Annotated in this window: 19 protein-coding genes; 10 read left to right on the top strand and 9 right to left on the bottom strand. The window is 54.0% G+C overall.

Features of this window, described 5'->3' with window-relative positions; genetic code table 11:
- Positions 1 to 559: 559 nt before the first annotated feature.
- Genes mltC through mutY form a run of 3 tightly spaced genes read right to left on the bottom strand, consistent with a single transcriptional unit; the run spans position 560 to position 3,054 of the window.
- Positions 560 to 1,639: a membrane-bound lytic murein transglycosylase MltC gene (gene mltC, locus BBB56_RS22670; RefSeq protein ID WP_123803154.1), complete on the bottom strand. Its 1,080-nt coding sequence runs from the start codon at positions 1,637 to 1,639 to the stop codon at positions 560 to 562.
- Between the two features lie 57 nt (positions 1,640 to 1,696).
- A complete protein-coding gene (locus BBB56_RS22665) occupies positions 1,697 to 1,969 on the bottom strand; it encodes an oxidative damage protection protein (RefSeq protein WP_033792153.1) in 273 nt (90 codons plus the stop codon).
- Entirely contained in the window at positions 1,969 to 3,054 is a 1,086-nt protein-coding gene (mutY, locus tag BBB56_RS22660; RefSeq protein WP_123803153.1) for an A/G-specific adenine glycosylase, read from the bottom strand. Before mutY ends, BBB56_RS22665 begins: the two co-directional genes overlap by 1 nt.
- Positions 3,055 to 3,209: 155 nt before the next feature.
- On the opposite strand from mutY, the gene trmB reads away from it, so the two are divergent.
- From trmB to BBB56_RS22645, 3 genes are all read left to right on the top strand, one after another.
- On the top strand, positions 3,210 to 3,929 hold the full coding sequence (gene trmB / locus BBB56_RS22655; RefSeq protein ID WP_123803152.1) for a tRNA (guanosine(46)-N7)-methyltransferase TrmB: 720 nt from the start codon (positions 3,210 to 3,212) through the stop codon (positions 3,927 to 3,929).
- Positions 3,929 to 4,255, top strand: coding sequence for a YggL family protein (locus tag BBB56_RS22650; protein WP_123803151.1), 327 nt, complete (start codon positions 3,929 to 3,931; stop codon positions 4,253 to 4,255). The genes trmB and BBB56_RS22650 overlap by 1 nt, the downstream gene beginning before the upstream one ends.
- A 173-nt stretch (positions 4,256 to 4,428) precedes the next feature.
- Positions 4,429 to 5,142: a YggN family protein gene (locus BBB56_RS22645; protein WP_123803150.1), complete on the top strand. Its 714-nt coding sequence runs from the start codon at positions 4,429 to 4,431 to the stop codon at positions 5,140 to 5,142.
- Between the two features lie 95 nt (positions 5,143 to 5,237).
- On the opposite strand, the gene BBB56_RS22640 is transcribed toward BBB56_RS22645, so the two are convergent.
- Both BBB56_RS22640 and BBB56_RS22635 read right to left on the bottom strand, forming a co-directional pair.
- Entirely contained in the window at positions 5,238 to 5,483 is a 246-nt protein-coding gene (locus BBB56_RS22640) for a DUF2543 family protein (protein WP_123803149.1), read from the bottom strand.
- A gap of 53 nt (positions 5,484 to 5,536) precedes the next feature.
- Positions 5,537 to 6,013, bottom strand: coding sequence for a cold-shock protein (locus tag BBB56_RS22635; RefSeq protein WP_123803148.1), 477 nt, complete (start codon positions 6,011 to 6,013; stop codon positions 5,537 to 5,539).
- 400 nt (positions 6,014 to 6,413) lie between these two features.
- Between BBB56_RS22635 and BBB56_RS22630 the strand changes: the two genes are divergently transcribed.
- From BBB56_RS22630 to BBB56_RS22600, 7 genes are all read left to right on the top strand, one after another.
- Complete coding sequence (locus BBB56_RS22630; protein WP_123803147.1) at positions 6,414 to 7,397, top strand: DUF1852 domain-containing protein; 984 nt, start codon at positions 6,414 to 6,416, stop codon at positions 7,395 to 7,397.
- Positions 7,398 to 7,422: 25 nt separating this feature from the next.
- Positions 7,423 to 8,454: a methionine synthase gene (locus tag BBB56_RS22625; RefSeq protein WP_123803146.1), complete on the top strand. Its 1,032-nt coding sequence runs from the start codon at positions 7,423 to 7,425 to the stop codon at positions 8,452 to 8,454.
- Between the two features lie 222 nt (positions 8,455 to 8,676).
- The gene (locus BBB56_RS22620; protein ID WP_123803145.1) at positions 8,677 to 10,335 is read left to right on the top strand and encodes an ATP-binding protein; all 1,659 of its coding nucleotides are present in this window, start codon (positions 8,677 to 8,679) and stop codon (positions 10,333 to 10,335) included.
- On the top strand, positions 10,322 to 11,023 hold the full coding sequence (locus BBB56_RS22615) for a response regulator (RefSeq protein WP_123803144.1): 702 nt from the start codon (positions 10,322 to 10,324) through the stop codon (positions 11,021 to 11,023). Before BBB56_RS22620 ends, BBB56_RS22615 begins: the two co-directional genes overlap by 14 nt.
- Positions 11,024 to 11,199: 176 nt before the next feature.
- Positions 11,200 to 12,288, top strand: coding sequence for an ABC transporter substrate-binding protein (locus BBB56_RS22610; RefSeq protein ID WP_123803143.1), 1,089 nt, complete (start codon positions 11,200 to 11,202; stop codon positions 12,286 to 12,288).
- 75 nt (positions 12,289 to 12,363) lie between these two features.
- Entirely contained in the window at positions 12,364 to 14,133 is a 1,770-nt protein-coding gene (locus tag BBB56_RS22605; RefSeq protein WP_123803142.1) for an ABC transporter permease, read from the top strand.
- Positions 14,126 to 15,196, top strand: coding sequence for an ABC transporter ATP-binding protein (locus BBB56_RS22600; RefSeq protein WP_123803141.1), 1,071 nt, complete (start codon positions 14,126 to 14,128; stop codon positions 15,194 to 15,196). Before BBB56_RS22605 ends, BBB56_RS22600 begins: the two co-directional genes overlap by 8 nt.
- Positions 15,197 to 15,227: 31 nt before the next feature.
- Here the strand turns inward: BBB56_RS22600 and BBB56_RS22595 are convergent, their stop codons facing one another.
- From BBB56_RS22595 to BBB56_RS22580, 4 genes are all read right to left on the bottom strand, one after another.
- Positions 15,228 to 15,659 (bottom strand): hypothetical protein, encoded by a 432-nt coding sequence (locus tag BBB56_RS22595; RefSeq protein ID WP_123803140.1) that lies wholly within the window; start codon positions 15,657 to 15,659, stop codon positions 15,228 to 15,230.
- Complete coding sequence (locus BBB56_RS22590) at positions 15,637 to 16,053, bottom strand: polymorphic toxin type 44 domain-containing protein (RefSeq protein ID WP_123803139.1); 417 nt, start codon at positions 16,051 to 16,053, stop codon at positions 15,637 to 15,639. Before BBB56_RS22590 ends, BBB56_RS22595 begins: the two co-directional genes overlap by 23 nt.
- A 3-nt stretch (positions 16,054 to 16,056) precedes the next feature.
- Positions 16,057 to 16,542, bottom strand: coding sequence for an Hcp family type VI secretion system effector (locus BBB56_RS22585; RefSeq protein ID WP_123803155.1), 486 nt, complete (start codon positions 16,540 to 16,542; stop codon positions 16,057 to 16,059).
- 564 nt (positions 16,543 to 17,106) lie between these two features.
- Positions 17,107 to 17,574 (bottom strand): AAA family ATPase (locus BBB56_RS22580; protein ID WP_148085450.1); only part of this gene is annotated, 468 nt, incomplete at its 5' end.

The following is a 17,574-nucleotide window of genomic DNA, read 5'->3' as shown; positions in this document are numbered from 1 at the left end:
CAAAACCCCCGCGGCACGCCCTGTCTCTTAAAGGCACAGCTTTATTGCTGCAAGCGTGAACCATCATTCAGACCATACAGTCGCTAATAAAAGACAGAGGGTTTACAGGCGGGGCAGTGTAAGAGGCATCCGACACGCTGAGGCGCGCACGGCGGCCAGGACGAGCCGACAGGACGTCGGCGAGAGCGCGGCATGAGACAGGATGTCGAATCCGCGCGGTCCGTGGGGCCGACGTAAGCAACGAAGGGACCGCGCGGAGCGCGGCGTGGAGGCTGTCGGAAGCCGGGATTGTTAAGGGGCTGGCCAGCCCCTTAACACGCACGCCGGCAGCGCAGCTGCTGAAACTCCCTGACGCCTGGCGGGCGGAACCCGCTCAGAGTCACCTGCTGCGCAGGCAAAAAAGCGGAACCCGCTCAGAGTCACCTGCGCAGCAGGTAAAAAGCGGAACCCGCTCAGAGCCGCCTGCGCAGCAGGCAAATCCTCTGGCATGCGGGGCCGCAACCCCGCACCTTTCGCGCATCAAACGCCGCCGCGTTTGCGAGCGCCCCCGCTCGCGCCATCAATACCGATGATAACTGCGCTGCGCCGTGCTCACCTTATACAGATAACGGCGCGACTCCGCCGACGGGTGCTGCGTCGTCAGGGTGTTGTACACCTGACTCGGCGACATGCTGTTAATAGTATTGAAGGCGCGATCCTTATCGCTGGAGAAGACGCGCAATACGCTGCCCGCACCGCCGTTATAGGCGGTAATCACCGCATAGCGGCGCGACAGCGGATCCTGAATCCCGCCCAGGTAGCTCTTCTGCAACAGCGACAGATACGCCGTTCCGGCATCGATATTATTCTCTGGATCGAGCAGATAGCTGCGGCTCGGCTTGCCCCATTTGCCCTTCATGCGGAACACGTCGACGCCCGCGGTATGCTGCACCACCTGCATCAGGCCCAGCGCGTCAGAATGACTGACCGCATAGGGGTTGAAGCTCGATTCGGTCTGCATAATCGCCAGAATCAGCGACGCGTCCACGCCATACTGCTCGGCCGCTTTACGCACCATCGGCAGATACTTGTGCGCACGCTTGTCGAGGTGGTTGGGCACCATCGGAATGGTGACCGAGTAGATCACATGCAGGCCGGAAACACGGCGCTGGAGTTTGTTTTGCAGCAGGTAATCGGCGAAGTTGCCGGCGCGCCCCTGCCAGCGGATCGGCTGACCGGTGTTATCCAGCACCTGACCATAGAGCAGCGGCTCTTTGCTGATCACGATGTCATTGGCATCGGAGTAGAGATCGACATTGCCCGGATCGTCGCCGATCAGCAGCGTGGTCACGATCGCCTGGCGCAGGCTGGCCATCGGATCGGTACCAGAAATGGTCTCGACGGTAATGTTACCGCTTTCGAAGTTGATATGGCTGCGGGTGTAATAGTTGTCGCTGTATTTGACGTAATCTTTAGGTCCGGCAATCAGAACCTCATTGATACCCCAGATATTCTCAATATTATGCGCAAACTGACCCATTAAAATGTCGAAGCCGTTGGTGTCCTTGACCCACTCTTCGTGATACTGCGAAGACTTCTTTCCTGAGCAGGAGATCAAAAGGGGAGCGATCACCAGCAGTGCGAGTAATTTCTTATTCATTGTAAATGCGTGCCTGACCCGGAAAAGAGAGGGGCCTCAACGCTGAGGCCCTAAAGTTTATGCTTCTGGCGGCGTATAGCCTTCGATATGGACCTCTTTGCCTTCAAACAGGAAATTCACCATCTCCTTCTCCAGCACCTTGCGGTCTTCCGGATTCATCATGTTGAGCTTCTTCTCGTTGATCAACATGGTCTGTTTGGCCATCCACTTCTGCCAGGCTTCTTTAGAGATTTCATTGTAGATGCGCTTGCCCAGTTCGCCCGGGTAAAGCTGGAAATCCTGACCTTCAGCGTCACGTTGCAGGAAGGTGCAAAAAATTGTGCGGCTCATTACTTTTCCTCTTCAATCTCATGCCGGTGCAGGGCCAGCTGTTGTGGATGACGCAGCTCGTGCAACAGCCGCTCAACCGGTGCCGCCAGCCCCACTGACGGCGGCTGGGCTAAGTTATACCAGAGACCGCCTGGTTCATCCATTGCCGCCCCGACAGATGACCATGAAAGCCACATTGGCACTACGTCCAGGTGGAAATGGCTGAAGGTATGACGAAAGGCGGTCAATGGCTGCGGCCTGGCATTAATGCCGCGCGCATGCAGCCAGTCGTGCAGCGCCTCTTCCGTGGCGAACTGCGGAAAGCAGAACAGCCCGCCCCATAGCCCTACCGGCGGACGCTGCTCCAGCCAGACGTCGTCGCCATCCTGCAACAGCAAAAACCAGCCGCTGCGCTCTGGCAACACCTGCTTTGGCTTTTTACCGGGATAGCTCGCCTGGCTGCCGTTGGCAAAGGCGACGCAGCCGCTGTTTAGCGGGCAGATGTCGCACTTCGGCCTGGAGCGGGTGCAGACCAGCGCGCCGAGATCCATCATCGCCTGGTTAAACTGACTCACCCCTTCCGCTGGCGTCACCTCTTCGCTGATCTGCCACAGCCGCTTTTCGACCTCTTTCTTGCCCGGCCAGCCGGCAACCGCATAACAGCGCGCCAGCACGCGTTTCACGTTGCCGTCGAGAATAGGGAAGTGCTGGCCAAGTGAGAGCGACAGGATCGCCCCGGCGGTGGAGCGTCCGACGCCGGGCAGCGCCGTGACTTCATCAAAACGGCGCGGGAACTCGCCCTGATGCTGCTCTACGATCTGTTTCGCGGCTTTATGCAGATTGCGCGCGCGGGCGTAATAGCCCAGCCCGGTCCACAGGTGCAGCACTTCGTCCAGCGGCGCGGCGGCCAGATCGGCCACGGTGGGGAAGCGCGCCATAAAGCGCTCGAAATAGGGGATAACGGTGGCAACCTGGGTCTGTTGCAGCATCACTTCGGAGAGCCACACCTTGTAAGGCGTTTTCTCCAGCTGCCACGGCAGGGTCTTGCGGCCAAAGCGCTGATACCACGCCAGCACCTGTTGCGCGAACTGCGGCGCTTGCATCATAAGAAGGAAATTTTCCGTGATTACTCTACACTCAGGCAGGCATTCCAGCACAGGCGCAGCCCCGGTGTAAACCTGAAGATTGCAAGGGCTTGCTTCTGCTAATTAACTTTGCATAATGCGCCTTTCCCCAAACAGGCTACTCAGCAGGCTACAACATGATTAATGACGTCATCACTCCGGAATTTGATGAGAACGGGCGGCCATTGCGCCGTATTCGCAGTTTTGTGCGCCGCCAGGGGCGTCTGACCAAAGGGCAGCAGCTGGCGCTCGATCAATACTGGCCGGAGATGGGCGTAGAGTTTCAACCGGAGCCGCTGGACCTGACGCAGTTGTTTGGCCGCGATGCGCCGGTGGTGCTGGAGATCGGCTTTGGTATGGGCGCATCGCTGGTGACGATGGCGCAGAATAACCCGCAGCAGAACTTCCTCGGCATTGAAGTGCACGCGCCAGGCGTCGGCGCCTGTCTGGGCTCCGCGAAAGAGGCGGGCGTGGAGAATCTGCGCGTGATGTGTCACGACGCGGTAGAGGTGCTGGAGAAGATGATCCCCGATAATTCGCTGCGCATGGTACAGCTGTTCTTCCCCGATCCCTGGCATAAAGCGCGCCACAACAAGCGCCGCATCGTACAGGTGCCTTTTGCTGAGCTGGTGATGCGCAAGCTGAAGCTGGGCGGGGTTTTCCATATGGCCACAGACTGGGAAGCCTACGCTGAACATATGCTGGAGGTCATGAGCAGCATCGACGGTTATCGAAACCAGTCGGAGACACAGGATTACGTGCCGCGTCCGGAGACGCGCCCCCTGACCAAATTTGAGCAGCGCGGGCAGCGACTGGGCCACGGTGTTTGGGACTTAATGTTTGAGAGGATGAAATAATGGCCACACAACGCAGCCGCCGTTTACGTAAAAAACTGCATATCGATGAGTTTCAGGAACTCGGCTTTTCCGTTGCCTGGCGTTTCGCCGACGGCACGTCGGAGCAGGAGATTGATAAAACCGTCGATGATTTTATCAATGAGGTGATTGCGCCAAACGGACTGGCCTACGACGGTAGCGGCTATCTGGTATGGGAAGGCCTGGTTTGCCTGCAACAGACCGGCAAGTGCACCGACGAGCATCGCGAGCTGGTGCGTAAGTGGCTGGAAGATCGTCAGCTGAGCGATGTGCAGGTTACCGAACTTTTCGATGTCTGGTGGGACTAATATTTTTACCAGGCGTTAAGCCCGCTTCAGGCTGGCTTACCTGCGCTTTTGACGCCGGGCAGTGCTCGTCTTCCTCACGTACGCCAGTACGATCCGGAGGCTGTGCGCTGGCCGTTGCCTGACCCTTACGCGGGAAGGGCGATCACACGGAATATGTTTTGTTGGGAGAGATTATGGTTCGTAAAACGCTTATCGCCGCGCTGCTGCTGGCAGCGACGCAGGCGCAGGCTGCCTGGGAGTGCAGCGTGAAACCGCAGGATGATGTGGTCATTAAGCCGCAAAGCGTGCAGGTGGTCGGCGCAAACGGCAACCTGGTGATCTCTCCGCAGGGCGACGTGCAGTTTAACGGCCAGAAGGTGGCGGTAAACAATGCGCAGCGTCAGCAGGCGATCGACTATCAGAACGCGCTGCGTCGCGATCTGCCGTGGATCGATACCGGCGCCTCGTCTCGTCTGGAGAAAGGGCGCGTCGCGCTGGATAAGGTAATCGTTGAAAAGCTCGGCGCTGACAGCAACGTGCGCAATCGCCTGACGACGCTGAATGGCCAGCTGAAACAGCAGATGAACCGCATTATTGAACACCGCGATGACGGTCTGACTTTTCATTATCAGGCGATTGATCAGGTGCGCGCCGACGGCGAACGTCTGGTGCAGAGCACCATGGGCGGCGTGCTTCAGGACAGTCTGAATGAGATGGGCAGCAAACAGGCGAGCGGCAGCAATCCCTTACAGGCCATCATGGGCAATCTGGGCGGGCTGCAACAGTCGATTCAGGCGGAGTGGAGCAATCAGGAGCAGGACTTCAAAAACTTCGGCAAGGAAGTCTGTAACCGGGTGATTAGCCTGGAAGACCAGCGCAAGACGCTGGCAGGCAGCCTGAAGTCATAAGCCGTCTCTGTCAGGGCGTTGAGACCTCGACAGATCTTGCCTACCGCGCCCTCTTTACCGGCGCGGCTGGCGAGAAGTAAGGAAGTTTGCGCCCGTTACTCATTGCCCCAGCGATTGAGAAACTCGGCGATCTCATCAATACGCTGCGGGTCAATGCCGGCTTCTCCGGCCATCTCCTGCTGCGCTTCTTCGCTGATCTCTTCATTATTCATTAAGCGGGTAATCAGCAGCTGGAAATAGCGCGCCAGCGGTTCACGCTCCGCTTCGCTGACCGGCTCAACGGCTTCCGTCGCATACTCATCCGCAACGTCATAATATTTAAGTGCGATTTCTTCTTTCATCAATAATCTCCAGGTTAATGCCTGTCTGCCTGCTTCAGGAAGAGGGAGACGCTTCAGACCTTAAGCAGTTTTACCGTGGCGTCTATATCAATCTCATCTTCCGAAAAAATTAATGTAGATCCGTGGAAGGTGGTGATCGCCAGTTTTTTCAGCGAGCGCATCTCGCCAGACTGTGCGGCTGTTTTGGGTCTGATATTGTTCAGCAGCGCGCCCACCGAGAGTACGGTGTTTTCTTTATCGATTGGGGCGTCGACAGGCACTTCTTCGCTGTAGACCAGAAAAGATTTAATCGAGGTGAGCTTGATGCGTTCGCCCGCAATGAAGATATATTTGCTGTCCGGCACCACCTTCACCGCATAGGCTGACAGCCCTTTGTTATTGGTGGTGGGCTGAAAGGTCACCGCCGCATTTTTTTTGATCAGCTCAGGGTTGGCGACCTTGATCACATGAAAATAGCGATTATCGCCATTTTCATCTTTGATAAATCCAAAACCTTTGTCCTGAAACCAGGTTGTGATCGTTCCGTTCATCGCCTTTACCGCCTGTTTAATCGTTAATCTACTCAGTTTTTACAGCGCGCAGTGTAAAGCACAATGCGCGCGCAGACTACGGCTTTGGCTAAGTGTGGATGATAAAACCGGGCAGTGCGAGCGGATGCCGCGCTGACAACAGGAGAACGGGGCGGCGGCAGGCAGCGCGCGCCGCTGCCGTCGCCTGCGTCACAACATGAACATCTGTGCAACAGCGATCATGAATTTGCTTCATGTTTAATGAAATCAAATCACTTTTCTGCAACCAGTGAATCAGGCATAAAGTAAGGAATGTTAATAACCATCGATAATATAAAGCGTAGCGAACAGAAACCGGGATGTCCTGAAGGGCGTAAAGCAGGGTCAGGTTTTATATCAGAGATTAGGGTGCCAGATTAAGATGAACAATGATTTTTCCTTCACTATCAAACGGGTTTCCTTCGACGAAGATTATAACCCCTCCGAAAACACGCGAATCACCACCAACTTTGCTAATTTAGCCAGGGGTGACAAACGTCAGGAGAATCTGCGTAATACCCTGGCTATGATTAACAACCGCTTCAACAGCCTGGCGCACTGGGATAATCCTAATGGCGACCGCTACGCGGTCGAGATTGAAATCATCTCTGCGGAAATGAACATTGCTGCCGAAGGCAGCAGCCGCGCCTTTCCGGTTATCGAGATACTGAAAACGCATATCATCGACGCGAAAAAAAATCAGCGCATCGAAGGTATCGTAGGCAACAATTTTTCCTCTTACGTGCGGGACTATGACTTTAGCGTCTTGCTGTCAGAATATAATCAGGGAAAACCGCAGTTCACCATTCCCGATAATTTCGGCAACCTGCACGGCAATATCTTTAAAAGTTTTATCGCCTCAGACAGCTACAAAAATAACTTCAGCAAGCAGCCGGTTATTTGCCTGAGCGTGTCCAGTAAAAACCTTTATCAGCGAACCGGTAACTGCCACCCTGTGCTGGGCGTTGAGTATCAGCAGGATAGCGCTTCTCTTACCGATCGCTATTTCGCAAAAATGGGCTTGCAGGTTCGCTATTTTATGCCGCCCAACAGCGTAGCGCCGCTGGCGTTTTACCATTCCGGCGACCTGCTGAGTGATTATACGGAGCTTGAGCTGATCGGCACCATCAGTACGATGGAGACGTTCCAGAAAATCTATCGGCCCGAAATATATAATGCCAACGCCGCGGCGGGTCAATGCTATCGACCAGACCTGAATCATCAGGATTATTCTTTAACGCGCATTGTTTATGATCGAGTAGAGCGTAGCCAGTTAGCCGTTGAGCAGGGCAAGTTCACCGCAGAGAACTTTATTAAACCCTATAAACATATTCTTGAGCGTTGGGCTGCTGATTCCGCTCTTTGATTAACAAAATATAAGGTCATCTTTTATGAAAAAGTTATTACCTACGTCGACCGCGGGTAGCTTGCCGAAACCTTCCTGGCTTGCCCAACCTGAGGTGCTCTGGTCACCCTGGAAATTACAGGATCAGGAACTGATCGACGGTAAAAAAGATGCGCTGCGTTTGTGCCTTGACGACCAGCTAAAGGCTGGCATCGACATCGTCAGCGACGGCGAGCAGACGCGCCAGCATTTTGTCACCACCTTTATCGAGCACCTCAGCGGCGTTGACTTTGAAAAGCGCGAAGTGGTGAAAATTCGCGACCGCTATGAGGCAAGCGTTCCGACCGTGGTCGGCGCTGTGAGCCGCCCGAAGCCGGTTTTTGTGGAGGATGCGAAATTTTTACGTCAGCAGACCAGCCAGCCGATTAAGTGGGCGCTGCCTGGGCCGATGACGATGATCGATACGCTCTATGACAGCCACTATAAAAGCCGCGAAAAGTTAGCCTGGGAATTTGCCAAAATCCTCAATGAGGAGGCTAAAGAGCTGGAGGCGGCGGGCGTCGATATTATTCAGTTCGATGAGCCGGCATTTAACGTGTTTTTCGATGAGGTAAACGACTGGGGAATCGCCACGCTGGAAAGAGCCATCGAAGGGCTTAAATGTGAAACGGCCGTGCATATTTGCTACGGTTACGGCATCAAAGCCAATACCGACTGGAAAAAGACGCTGGGGTCGGAGTGGCGGCAATATGAAGAGATTTTCCCTAAACTGCAAAAGTCGAATATCGATATTGTTTCGCTGGAGTGTCAGAACTCGCGCGTGCCCATGGATTTGATTGAACTCATCCGTGGCAAAAAAGTGATGGTTGGCGCCATTGACGTGGCAACCCATACCGTTGAGACCCCCGAAGAGGTCGCCAGTACGCTACGAAAAGCGCTTCAGTTTGTCGATGCCGACAAGCTCTATCCCTGCACCAACTGCGGTATGATCCCGCTGCCTCGCCACGTGGCGAGAGGCAAGCTGGAAGCATTAAGCGCAGGCGCTGAGATTGTGCGACGCGAGCTGATGGCGAAATAAGCCATCGGAAAGCGCGCAGTCCGGCTACGGCGATCCCGTGACGTAGCCGGATTGCGTAATTGCGATCCTCTTCCCGTTTCTGACAGCGCAGCCGCAGCGAAGCAGCGCAGCGCTGAGGTTTGTAGCCAGTTCACAACTCTGAACTTAGCCGATCATCGCCTCTCCTGGCGCGTGCTAGTCTGCCTGTATGCTTCGCTCCCGCTGCTCTGAACGACAGGTCGTATGACACGCAGACTCCCTTTTCAGGTAAAACTCTTTCTCTCTCTGGTGCTGTTTTCCTGCCTGCTGCTGACGCTGCTGGGCGCGATTCTGTTTCATTTTATCGACCGGCAACTGCATCACGATCTGGGGCAGCGCGCGCGCGTGCAGGCCAGCGAAATTGCGCTGATGCCAGGGCTGGCGGAGCGGGTGGCGCGCCGGGATACGGCGGGGATCGCCAGGCTGATCCAGCCTCTGCGCGCTGAAAGCGACGCCAGCTATATTGTTATCGGCGATGCAGATGAGCGGCACCTCTATCATTCTGAGTCGCCTGAGCGCCTGAATTTACCGCTGATTGGCGGCGACAATGCCGAAGTGTTGCAGGGAAAAACCATTATTTCGGTGCGTAAAGGCGGAATTGGCGTTTCCCTGCGCAGCAAAGCGCCCATTTTTAATGCGCAGCATCAGGTTATCGGCATTGTTTCAGTGGGTTATCTCACTTCCTATATTGCCAATATCAATATCAGCCTGCTGTGGCAGGCGAGCCTGTACGGTCTGGCGCTGCTGCTGCTGCTGTTTATTTTTTCATGGATGTTTAGCCGTAACCTTAAGAAACAGATGTTCTGGCTGGAGCCGAAAGACATCGCGCTGCTGGTGCTGCAACAAAAGGCGCTGCTGGAGGCGATGTATGAAGGCGTCTTTGCGGTTAACGCCGAGCGGCAGCTGATCCTCATCAACCGCGCTGCCAGAGAGCTGCTGGGCATTGAGCAGAGCGAAAGCGAACTGTCGGGCAAGCCGCTGCATGAGGTTATGCAGATCCATCCCGCGTTTTTAAGCCAGACTGATGCACAGGAAAAGACGCGCCATCACGACCACATCACCGTGCTGAATCAGCGCCAGGTCATTATCAACCGGGTGGCGATTGAACTTGAACCCGGCGAGCCGGGCGGCTGGGTGTGCAGTTTTCGCGATAAAAACGACATCAACACCCTGAGCAGCCAGCTAAGCCAGGTAAAACGCTATGCTGATAATTTGCGCATCATGCGCCATGAACAGCTCAACTGGACCGCCACGCTGGTGGGCCTGTTACAGATGCAGCGCTACGAGGATGCGATGCGCTATATTCAGGTGCAGTCCGCTGGCGCGCAGCAGGTGCTGGACTTTGTCTCGGCGCGTTTTACTTCGCCCGCGCTATGCGGCCTGCTGCTGGGGAAATATGTCAGCGCGCGGGAAAAAGGCGTTGAGCTGACATTCGATCCGGCCTGCCAGCTGACGCGCATTCCGGCGACGATTAGCGAAACCGCCCTGATGTCGGTGGTGGGAAATCTGCTGGACAACGCCGTGGATGCCACCCTTAACGCCGGTCGGCCCGCCTTGCCCGTTGAGCTGTATATTTCCGATCGCAATCAGGAGCTGCTAATCGAGGTGGCCGATCGGGGCTGCGGCGTGGACGAAAGCCTGAGACCCCACCTGTTTGAGCAGGGGATAACCAGCAAGCCCTCCGGCGACGATGAGGTGCTGGGTTCAGAGCACGGTATTGGTCTCTATCTGGCTGCGGGGTATGTTCGCGAGGCGGGCGGCAGCATTGAGATCGACAATAATTCGCCGCAGGGCGCTATCTTCTCGGTTTTTATTCCGCTTCAGCCCGCCGCGTCGACAGGAATCTTTCATGAACAGCGTTAAGCCACTGAATGTCGTCATTGTTGAAGATGAGCCGCATCTTGCCGGTTTGCATCGTGATTTTATTGAGCAACATTTTCATCTGCGCGTGGCAGGCATTGCCGCCACCCTGGAGCAGGCGCGCGAGCTGATAGAACGGCATCAGCCCCGGCTGGTGTTGCTGGATAACTATTTGCCGGACGGGCAGGGCGTTACGCTGATCGACGATCCGCTGCTGAAGCGTTTTGAGTGCTCGGTGATTTTTATTACCGCCGCCAGCGACATGCAAACCTGTAGCCACGCGATGCGCAGCGGCGCGCTGGACTACCTGATCAAACCGGTGTTTTTTCACCGCCTGCGCGCCTCGCTGGAGCGTTTTATGTTGCTGGTGCAGACGATGCGCCATATGCCCAATATGGACCAGCAGGCGCTGGATAAGCTGTTTAACCTGCCCGCCAGCGACGCGCCGACAGCGCCCTCGACCAAAGGCATTGAGTCGCTGACCCTGACGCGGGTAAAAGCGTTTTTTAGCGCGGCGCCTGACCGCAGCTGGTCGGTGGAACAGGTGGTAGAAAGCGCAGGGATCAGCAAAACCACAGGCCGCCGTTATCTGGAGTATTGCGTCGAGATCGGCTTCCTCGCCGTTGAGATGCAGTATGGCAATATCGGTCATCCCCGGCGACTCTATCGCAAAGTTGCCGACGCAAAATAGTGTGATCGAAAGCAAACAGGCGGTATCAGCCCAGCGTGGTTTTAATGGAGTTAATTGCCAAAAAACCGCCAATAATCACACTTCGCGAAGATAACAATCCGTGACCTCTTGTCTGGCGTATCCATTGGGCTATGTTGACCTTTAGTTCATAAAGTGTAACTAAAAGGTTAATTATAATGTCGAACTTCACACCTCTGTCTCTGGTCGCCGCGACCGTATTTATCTCTTGCTCAGCCTTCTCCGCATTGCCGCAGGGGTATCCTGCGGACTATCAAGGCGTTATCGATGCCGCGACGAAAGAGGGCAAAGTGGTGATCTACTCTACCACCGACACCAAAGCCGCCGGGCCGCTCATCAAAGGCTTTGAAACCGCCTATCCCGGCATCAAAGTTGAATATAACGATATGAACAGCACCGAGCTGTATAACCGTTTTATCAGCGAGCAGGCCTCTGGCGGCACCAGCGGCGATGTGGTCTGGAGCTCCTCTATGGACACCGGCCTGAAGCTGGCGACCGACTACGCGATGGAATATGCTTCGCCAGAACTGGGGCAGCTACCCAAATGGGCGGTGTGGAAAAACAAAGCCTACGGCACCACCTATGAGCCGGTGGTAATCATCTATAACAAGCGGCTGATCCCTGCCGCTGAGGCGCCCGATTCGCATGCTGCGCTGGCGAAACTGATCGCCAGCCAGACCGACAAATTCAAAAGCAAGGTCACCACCTACGATATTGAGAAATCGGGTCTGGGCTTTATGCTCTCGGTGCAGGATTCCAAAGCCGACGCTAACTATTTCAAAACCCTGGCGGACGTGGCGAAAGGCGGTCTGGCGGTGCAGTCCTCGACCGGCACCATGATGGAAAGGGTGTCCTCCGGCGAAAACCTGATCGGCTTCAACATTCTTGGCTCCTACGCCGAAGCCCGCGCCAAAACCGATCCTTCGCTGGGCATCGCTTATCCGAAGGACTACACGCTGGTGCTGTCGCGCGTCTCGTTTATCAGTCAGCAGGCGCAGAACAGCCATGCGGCGAAACTGTGGCTGGACTATGTTCTGTCGGAGAAAGGGCAGAGCATTCTGGCCAGTCAGGCCGATATTCCCTCCCTGCGCAATGACATCGAAGGCAAAAACGATATTGATGGCCTGACCAAAATGCTCGGCAATGCGCTGAAGCCTATTCCGGTGGATGAAAGCCTGCTGGAGTATCTGCAACCGAAAAAACGTCTGGACTACATCAAACAGTGGCGCGCAGCCGTCGGTAAATAGCGGCCGTATCGAAGCGCGGCCTGCTGCGCCGCGCTTCTTTTTCTCTCGTCTGATTTCGCCATTCAGGATTTCACTATGAGTGCATTGCGCAGAAAGTGGCAAAGCCTGCCGCGCGGCGTTGTGGTGCTGTTAACCGCACTGGTTATCTATGTGCCGCTGTCGTTTATTGTCATACAGAGTTTCTTATCCGCGCCATTCTTTGTGCCGTCAAAAGTGTGGAGCCTGGAGTCGTTTGAATTTATTTTTACCGACCCTGATTTCTACAAGGCGCTGAGAAGCGGGTTTATTCTGGCCTTTGGCCTGGTCATTATTGCGATTCCGCTGGGTGGTATTCTGGCGTTCCTGATGGTGCGTACCGATCTGCCGGGGAGACGCATCATTGAGCCGCTGATCCTGGTGCCTATTTTTGTCTCGCCGATGGTGCTGGGCTTTGGCTATGTGGTGTCCGCCGGGCCGGTCGGCTTCTTATCGCTGTGGGCGCAGTCCCTGCTTGGCTTTGTGCCGTGGAATATCTACGACATGTCGAGCATTGTGGTGATTGCCGGTCTGACCCACGTTCCACACGCCTATCTCTATATTTCCTCCGCCCTGCGCAGCGTGGGATCGGACGTGGAAGAGGCGGCGCGTATCGCCGGGGCATCGCCGTTGCAGGTGATGACGGCGGTCAGTCTGCCGATGGTTCGCCCCTCGATTTTGTATGCCGTTGTGCTGCTGTTTTTTCTTGGGCTGGAGGTATTTGGCCTGATGCTGGTGCTGGGCGATCCCGAAGGCAATATGGTGCTGGCGACCTACCTCTATCAGCTGACCAACAAGCTCGGTACGCCCTCTTATCATCTGATGGCTGCGGTGGCCGTGGTGCTGATTTGTATCACTATTCCGCTGGTGATGCTGCAACGCCGCCTGATGCGCACCGCCAACCGCTTCGTCACCCTGAAGGGCAAAGCCTCCCAGTCGCGCGCCCTGCCGCTGGGGAAATGGCGCTGGGTCGCCGGCGCAGTGGTGGCGTTCTGGCTGACCGTCACCATTGGCGTGCCCTTGCTGGGCGTGGTGCTGCGCGCTTTTATCTCTAACTGGGGCGTCGGCGTTTCCATCTGGGATGAGCTGTCGATTAAGACCTTTCAGGCCATCTGGGCGCAGCCGAACCTGCTGCGCGCTATCGTCAACTCGATGGCGATCGGGGTTATCGGCGGCGCGTTAGCGGTGGGCTGCTACCTGTTTATCGGCATCGCCATGCACCGTAAACCGGACAACACCACGCGCTTCCTCGACTACAGCGTGCTGGTGCCGCGCGCCGTGCCGGGGCTGCTGGCGGGGCTGGCTTTCCTCTGGGTCTTTCTGTTTCTGCCGCTGTGGCTGGATAACTCGCTTAAATCAGGCTGGCTGGCCGATTTCACCTGGTCGCAGTGGATGCGCGAGAACCTGGTCGTCTGGTTGCGATCGCTGCGCAGCACCATCTTCAGCGTCTGGCTGGCCTATACCGTGGTGTGGATGGCCTATGGGCTGAGGTTGATCTCCTCTACGCTGCTTCAGGTAGGACCGGAACTGGAAGAGGCGGCGCGCAGCACCGGCGCCACGCGCGGACAGATTACGCGTCACGTCACCATTCCCCTCTCGCGCTACGGCCTGATTGGCTCCTGGCTGCTGATGTTCCTGATTTTCGAACGTGAATACTCCACGGGGGTGTATTTGCTCTCACCCGGTACGGAAACCATCGGTTCAATGCTGGTTTCCCTGTGGGCGGCGGGTTCCATTGATATTGTTGCCGCGCTCTCCTTTATTAACATCCTGCTGGTGGTGGTGGGTCTGGGTATTGCCCTGCGATTTGGAGTGAAATTACATGATTGAGTTAACCGTGGAAAACCTGCATTTAACCTATGGCGACAACCCGGTGCTGAAAGGCGTCTCCATGAATTTGCAGCGCGGCGAAGTGGTTTCACTGCTTGGGCCTTCCGGCAGCGGTAAAACCACGCTGCTGCGCGCCGTCGCCGGACTGGAAAAGCCGTCGCAGGGCACAATCGTCATCGGCAAAAATCAGGTGTACGCCGGTACGCCGCGCAGCGAGATCCCGGCGGAGGAGCGTAATCTGGGGCTGGTATTTCAGTCATACGCGCTCTGGCCGCATAAAACGGTTTTTGAAAATGTGGCTTATCCGCTGAAGCTGCGTAAGGTCGCTGCCGCAGAAATCAATCAGCGGGTTCAGGACGTGCTGAATCAGCTGGGGCTGGGCCATCTGGGCAAGCGTCATCCGCATCAGCTTTCCGGCGGGCAGCAGCAGCGCGTCGCCATTGGTCGCGCGCTGGTCTACAACCCGCCCGTTATTCTGCTGGATGAACCGCTGTCGAACCTCGACGCTAAGCTGCGTGAAGAGGCGCGCGTGTTTTTGCGCGAGCTGATCATTAAGCTGGGCCTGTCGGCGCTGATGGTGACCCATGACCAGAATGAGGCGATGGCGATTTCCGATCGTATCCTGCTGTTGAATAACGGCAAGATTGAGCAGCAGGGCACGCCGCAGGAGATGTACGGATCGCCTAAAACGCTGTTTACCGCTGAGTTTATGGGCAGCAATAACCGGCTGCACGGCAAAATCACCGAGCTGCGCGACGGAAAAGCACGCATTGAGGGCAAAGGCTGGGCGCTGTGGGGCATGGCAGGCGAGGGCGTGCAACAGGGCCAGGAGGCCACGGCGGTGATCCGCGTGGAGCGCGTGCGGCTGGCAGAGGGACCGGGCGAAAACCAGCTGGAGCTGCCGCTGGTTACCAGCATGTATCTTGGCGATCGCTGGGAATATCTCTTCCGCACCGCAGGGGATGATTTTGCTATCCGCGCCTATGGCAATGAGGTGCGCGACCCGCAGCACTGTTATCTGGCGCTGCCGGAAAACCACCTGTGGATCTTCCCGAAGGCGTGAGGTAAGGGCGGCGGAGTCCGCCCGAGTTGTTTTACTGGTACGGCGCAGAGGTAAGGTAAACAGGAACAGAAAACAGAGCGCCGTTGACCGTGTAAACAGCGAAGTTGCGAAAAGCAAAAATCTCTCCTTTAACAGACATACAGAGAGCGTGGTTTTCGACCTTCTGGAATGCATCAGGGTCAGACGTTATCAAAAACGGCTGGCTATTCGCGGTCAGGCTAGCCGTAAAATCTTCCTCACTTTTACTCGCATCAAACAGATAATAGCGGTATGAAAAATCCGTGGTGGCGCCTGCATTCGCTTCAGTGATGTAAAGACTGGCAAGGGAATTAATGCTTACTTTTCTATAGATTTTTTGCTGAAGAGGGGAGAATTTAGCTATCTGGTATAGAGTAAATATCAGAAGCATTATCAGCATCGCTAGTGCTACATACTTTTTATTAAAAACCAGCGCGTTTCGCATATTCAATGCCCGCTTTTATCCAGTATTGATCATCTGGGTCATCGCCAAATGGACTAGCGCCATACCAGTCGCCATATTCAGGTCTGCTAGTACCTGCACGACTTTGAGCCCAACCAGCTCCTCGTAGTAATACGGCATCTGTAATCCCAGCAGCATGACCAGTAGCGCCATAATTGAAATTGCCAAAATTGGCATATTGTCTACCATTTTGATTTTTATAATCCCAAGGACCATGTCCTCTAACCTGGAAATAAAACCATACATAAGTCAGTGCTGAAGGTCCTCTATGCAAACGTGCCATCATCATATTATTTATAATTGAAACGCCAGGCGGAGCAAAGGATACAACATCATAAGGCGAATGCGGAGAAGCTGCTAATATTGGACGTCTCATTCATCAAGGTCTCTCATCCCAGCTATCAGAAAAAATAATATTTCCATCGCAATGTTTCCAGGTAATTTTCTCATAAGCCATTTCTATACATTCCAGATGATTATGCCTCTCTTTTTCTGGGTCTTTTGTATCATGCATTATTGGAGAGATTCCGACAATTTTTACGTTTTCTAAAATAATATTGAAGTACTCTTCTTCCTGCCCGTAATGATCTATTTTATACCATTTAAATTCCGCTTCCTTTAAGGATTGGCCTGTCGCTACAGCTTTGTAAAGATATGGAGAGGAACAATCAAATTCTTTTTGGAAAATGACAGGGCCGTGTTTCCTTTTCCCTGTTGGCTTGCCAGTTAGGGGACTGGTTGGGAGCCTCAGGTTATGGGAAAAACCCGTTACTTCAATAGTTCCTTCTCGATTGATAACATCAACCGAACCTTTTATTTCTGAGCCACCGTCGTCTTTAAGCCACAGGTATGATGGGATTGCCATTTCTTGCTGCTCCTTGGTTAGTTTTGTAAGAATACAATCAAAGTGTAATTTTTTTACATTTGCAATGAGAATGATCAAATCAATGTTTCTAACTAAAATTATAATTTTAAATAATATTTTAAAACTAATTAAAGATTTCATGTTGTTTTTTGGTTGACTTTAAATGGTCAATGAAGCTGAAATGTAATTTTAGTGTGTTTTTTGTGTTTACATTTCAAAAGAAATATGGGTTAGGGGAGCATATCGCAAACCCCATCAAAATGAATTTACTAAGAGCCATTTTAATCTATGTGACAATTTGAGATTCACTGACGTATCCGGTATATTATATTGGCCACTTCCTTCCGGGTCCTGCTCCTGCGCGTTAGTCATGCACGTACTAGGTGTATGGGGCTTGCCGGCGGCTCGCCGGTATCAGGAGGTCCAAGGTATGAAACTGAAAACTGTTCTGGTTCGCCAGTATATGCGTTTTCGATTCGGCCGTTGGGAGCACGTTTGCATGCATATGCGCTCCCTGCCAAACCGCTGATGTATAACCCTGGAGGAGGTGGCAACCTTTTTTGATTAGAGTTGTTGATCTTCGTGCATCATCAAATGATAGTGTTCCGCGTCTACAGTTGAAAATATTTTTTCAAACCACTCAAGATAAAGAGCAACAGAAGCTGTTTCTAATAATTTAATATTTCGAGCATCTGCATGAGAATGGCGATTTACGTATCGGGCAAAAGCCTTAAAGCCCGGCTCACTTTTATCATGTGAAAGTCGCTCCAAAGCAGAGTTAAAAGATAAATACTTTCCAGAAAAGCTAAAATAATATTCTAAAATTTGCCGCATTGTATTCGGTATGATTACGGAAGCGACTGCATCATTTCTAGATTTTTTTAAAATATGCCACATCGCCTGATAATCATTCATTAGAGCGTTGCCAGTAATTAAGCTTGCCACACTCCATTTATGCTTTGATAGAAGATATAAACGCCAGCCCTTGGGTACCCCGCTGTTTCTTATGTAGTCTTTAGATGATAATAACAT

The sequence above is a fragment of the Candidatus Pantoea deserta genome, assembly GCF_003813865.1.
Taxonomy (GTDB): domain Bacteria; phylum Pseudomonadota; class Gammaproteobacteria; order Enterobacterales; family Enterobacteriaceae; genus Pantoea; species Pantoea deserta.
The sequence above is the reverse complement of the archived record's forward strand: the minus strand, read 5'-3'. Positions and strand labels throughout refer to the sequence as shown.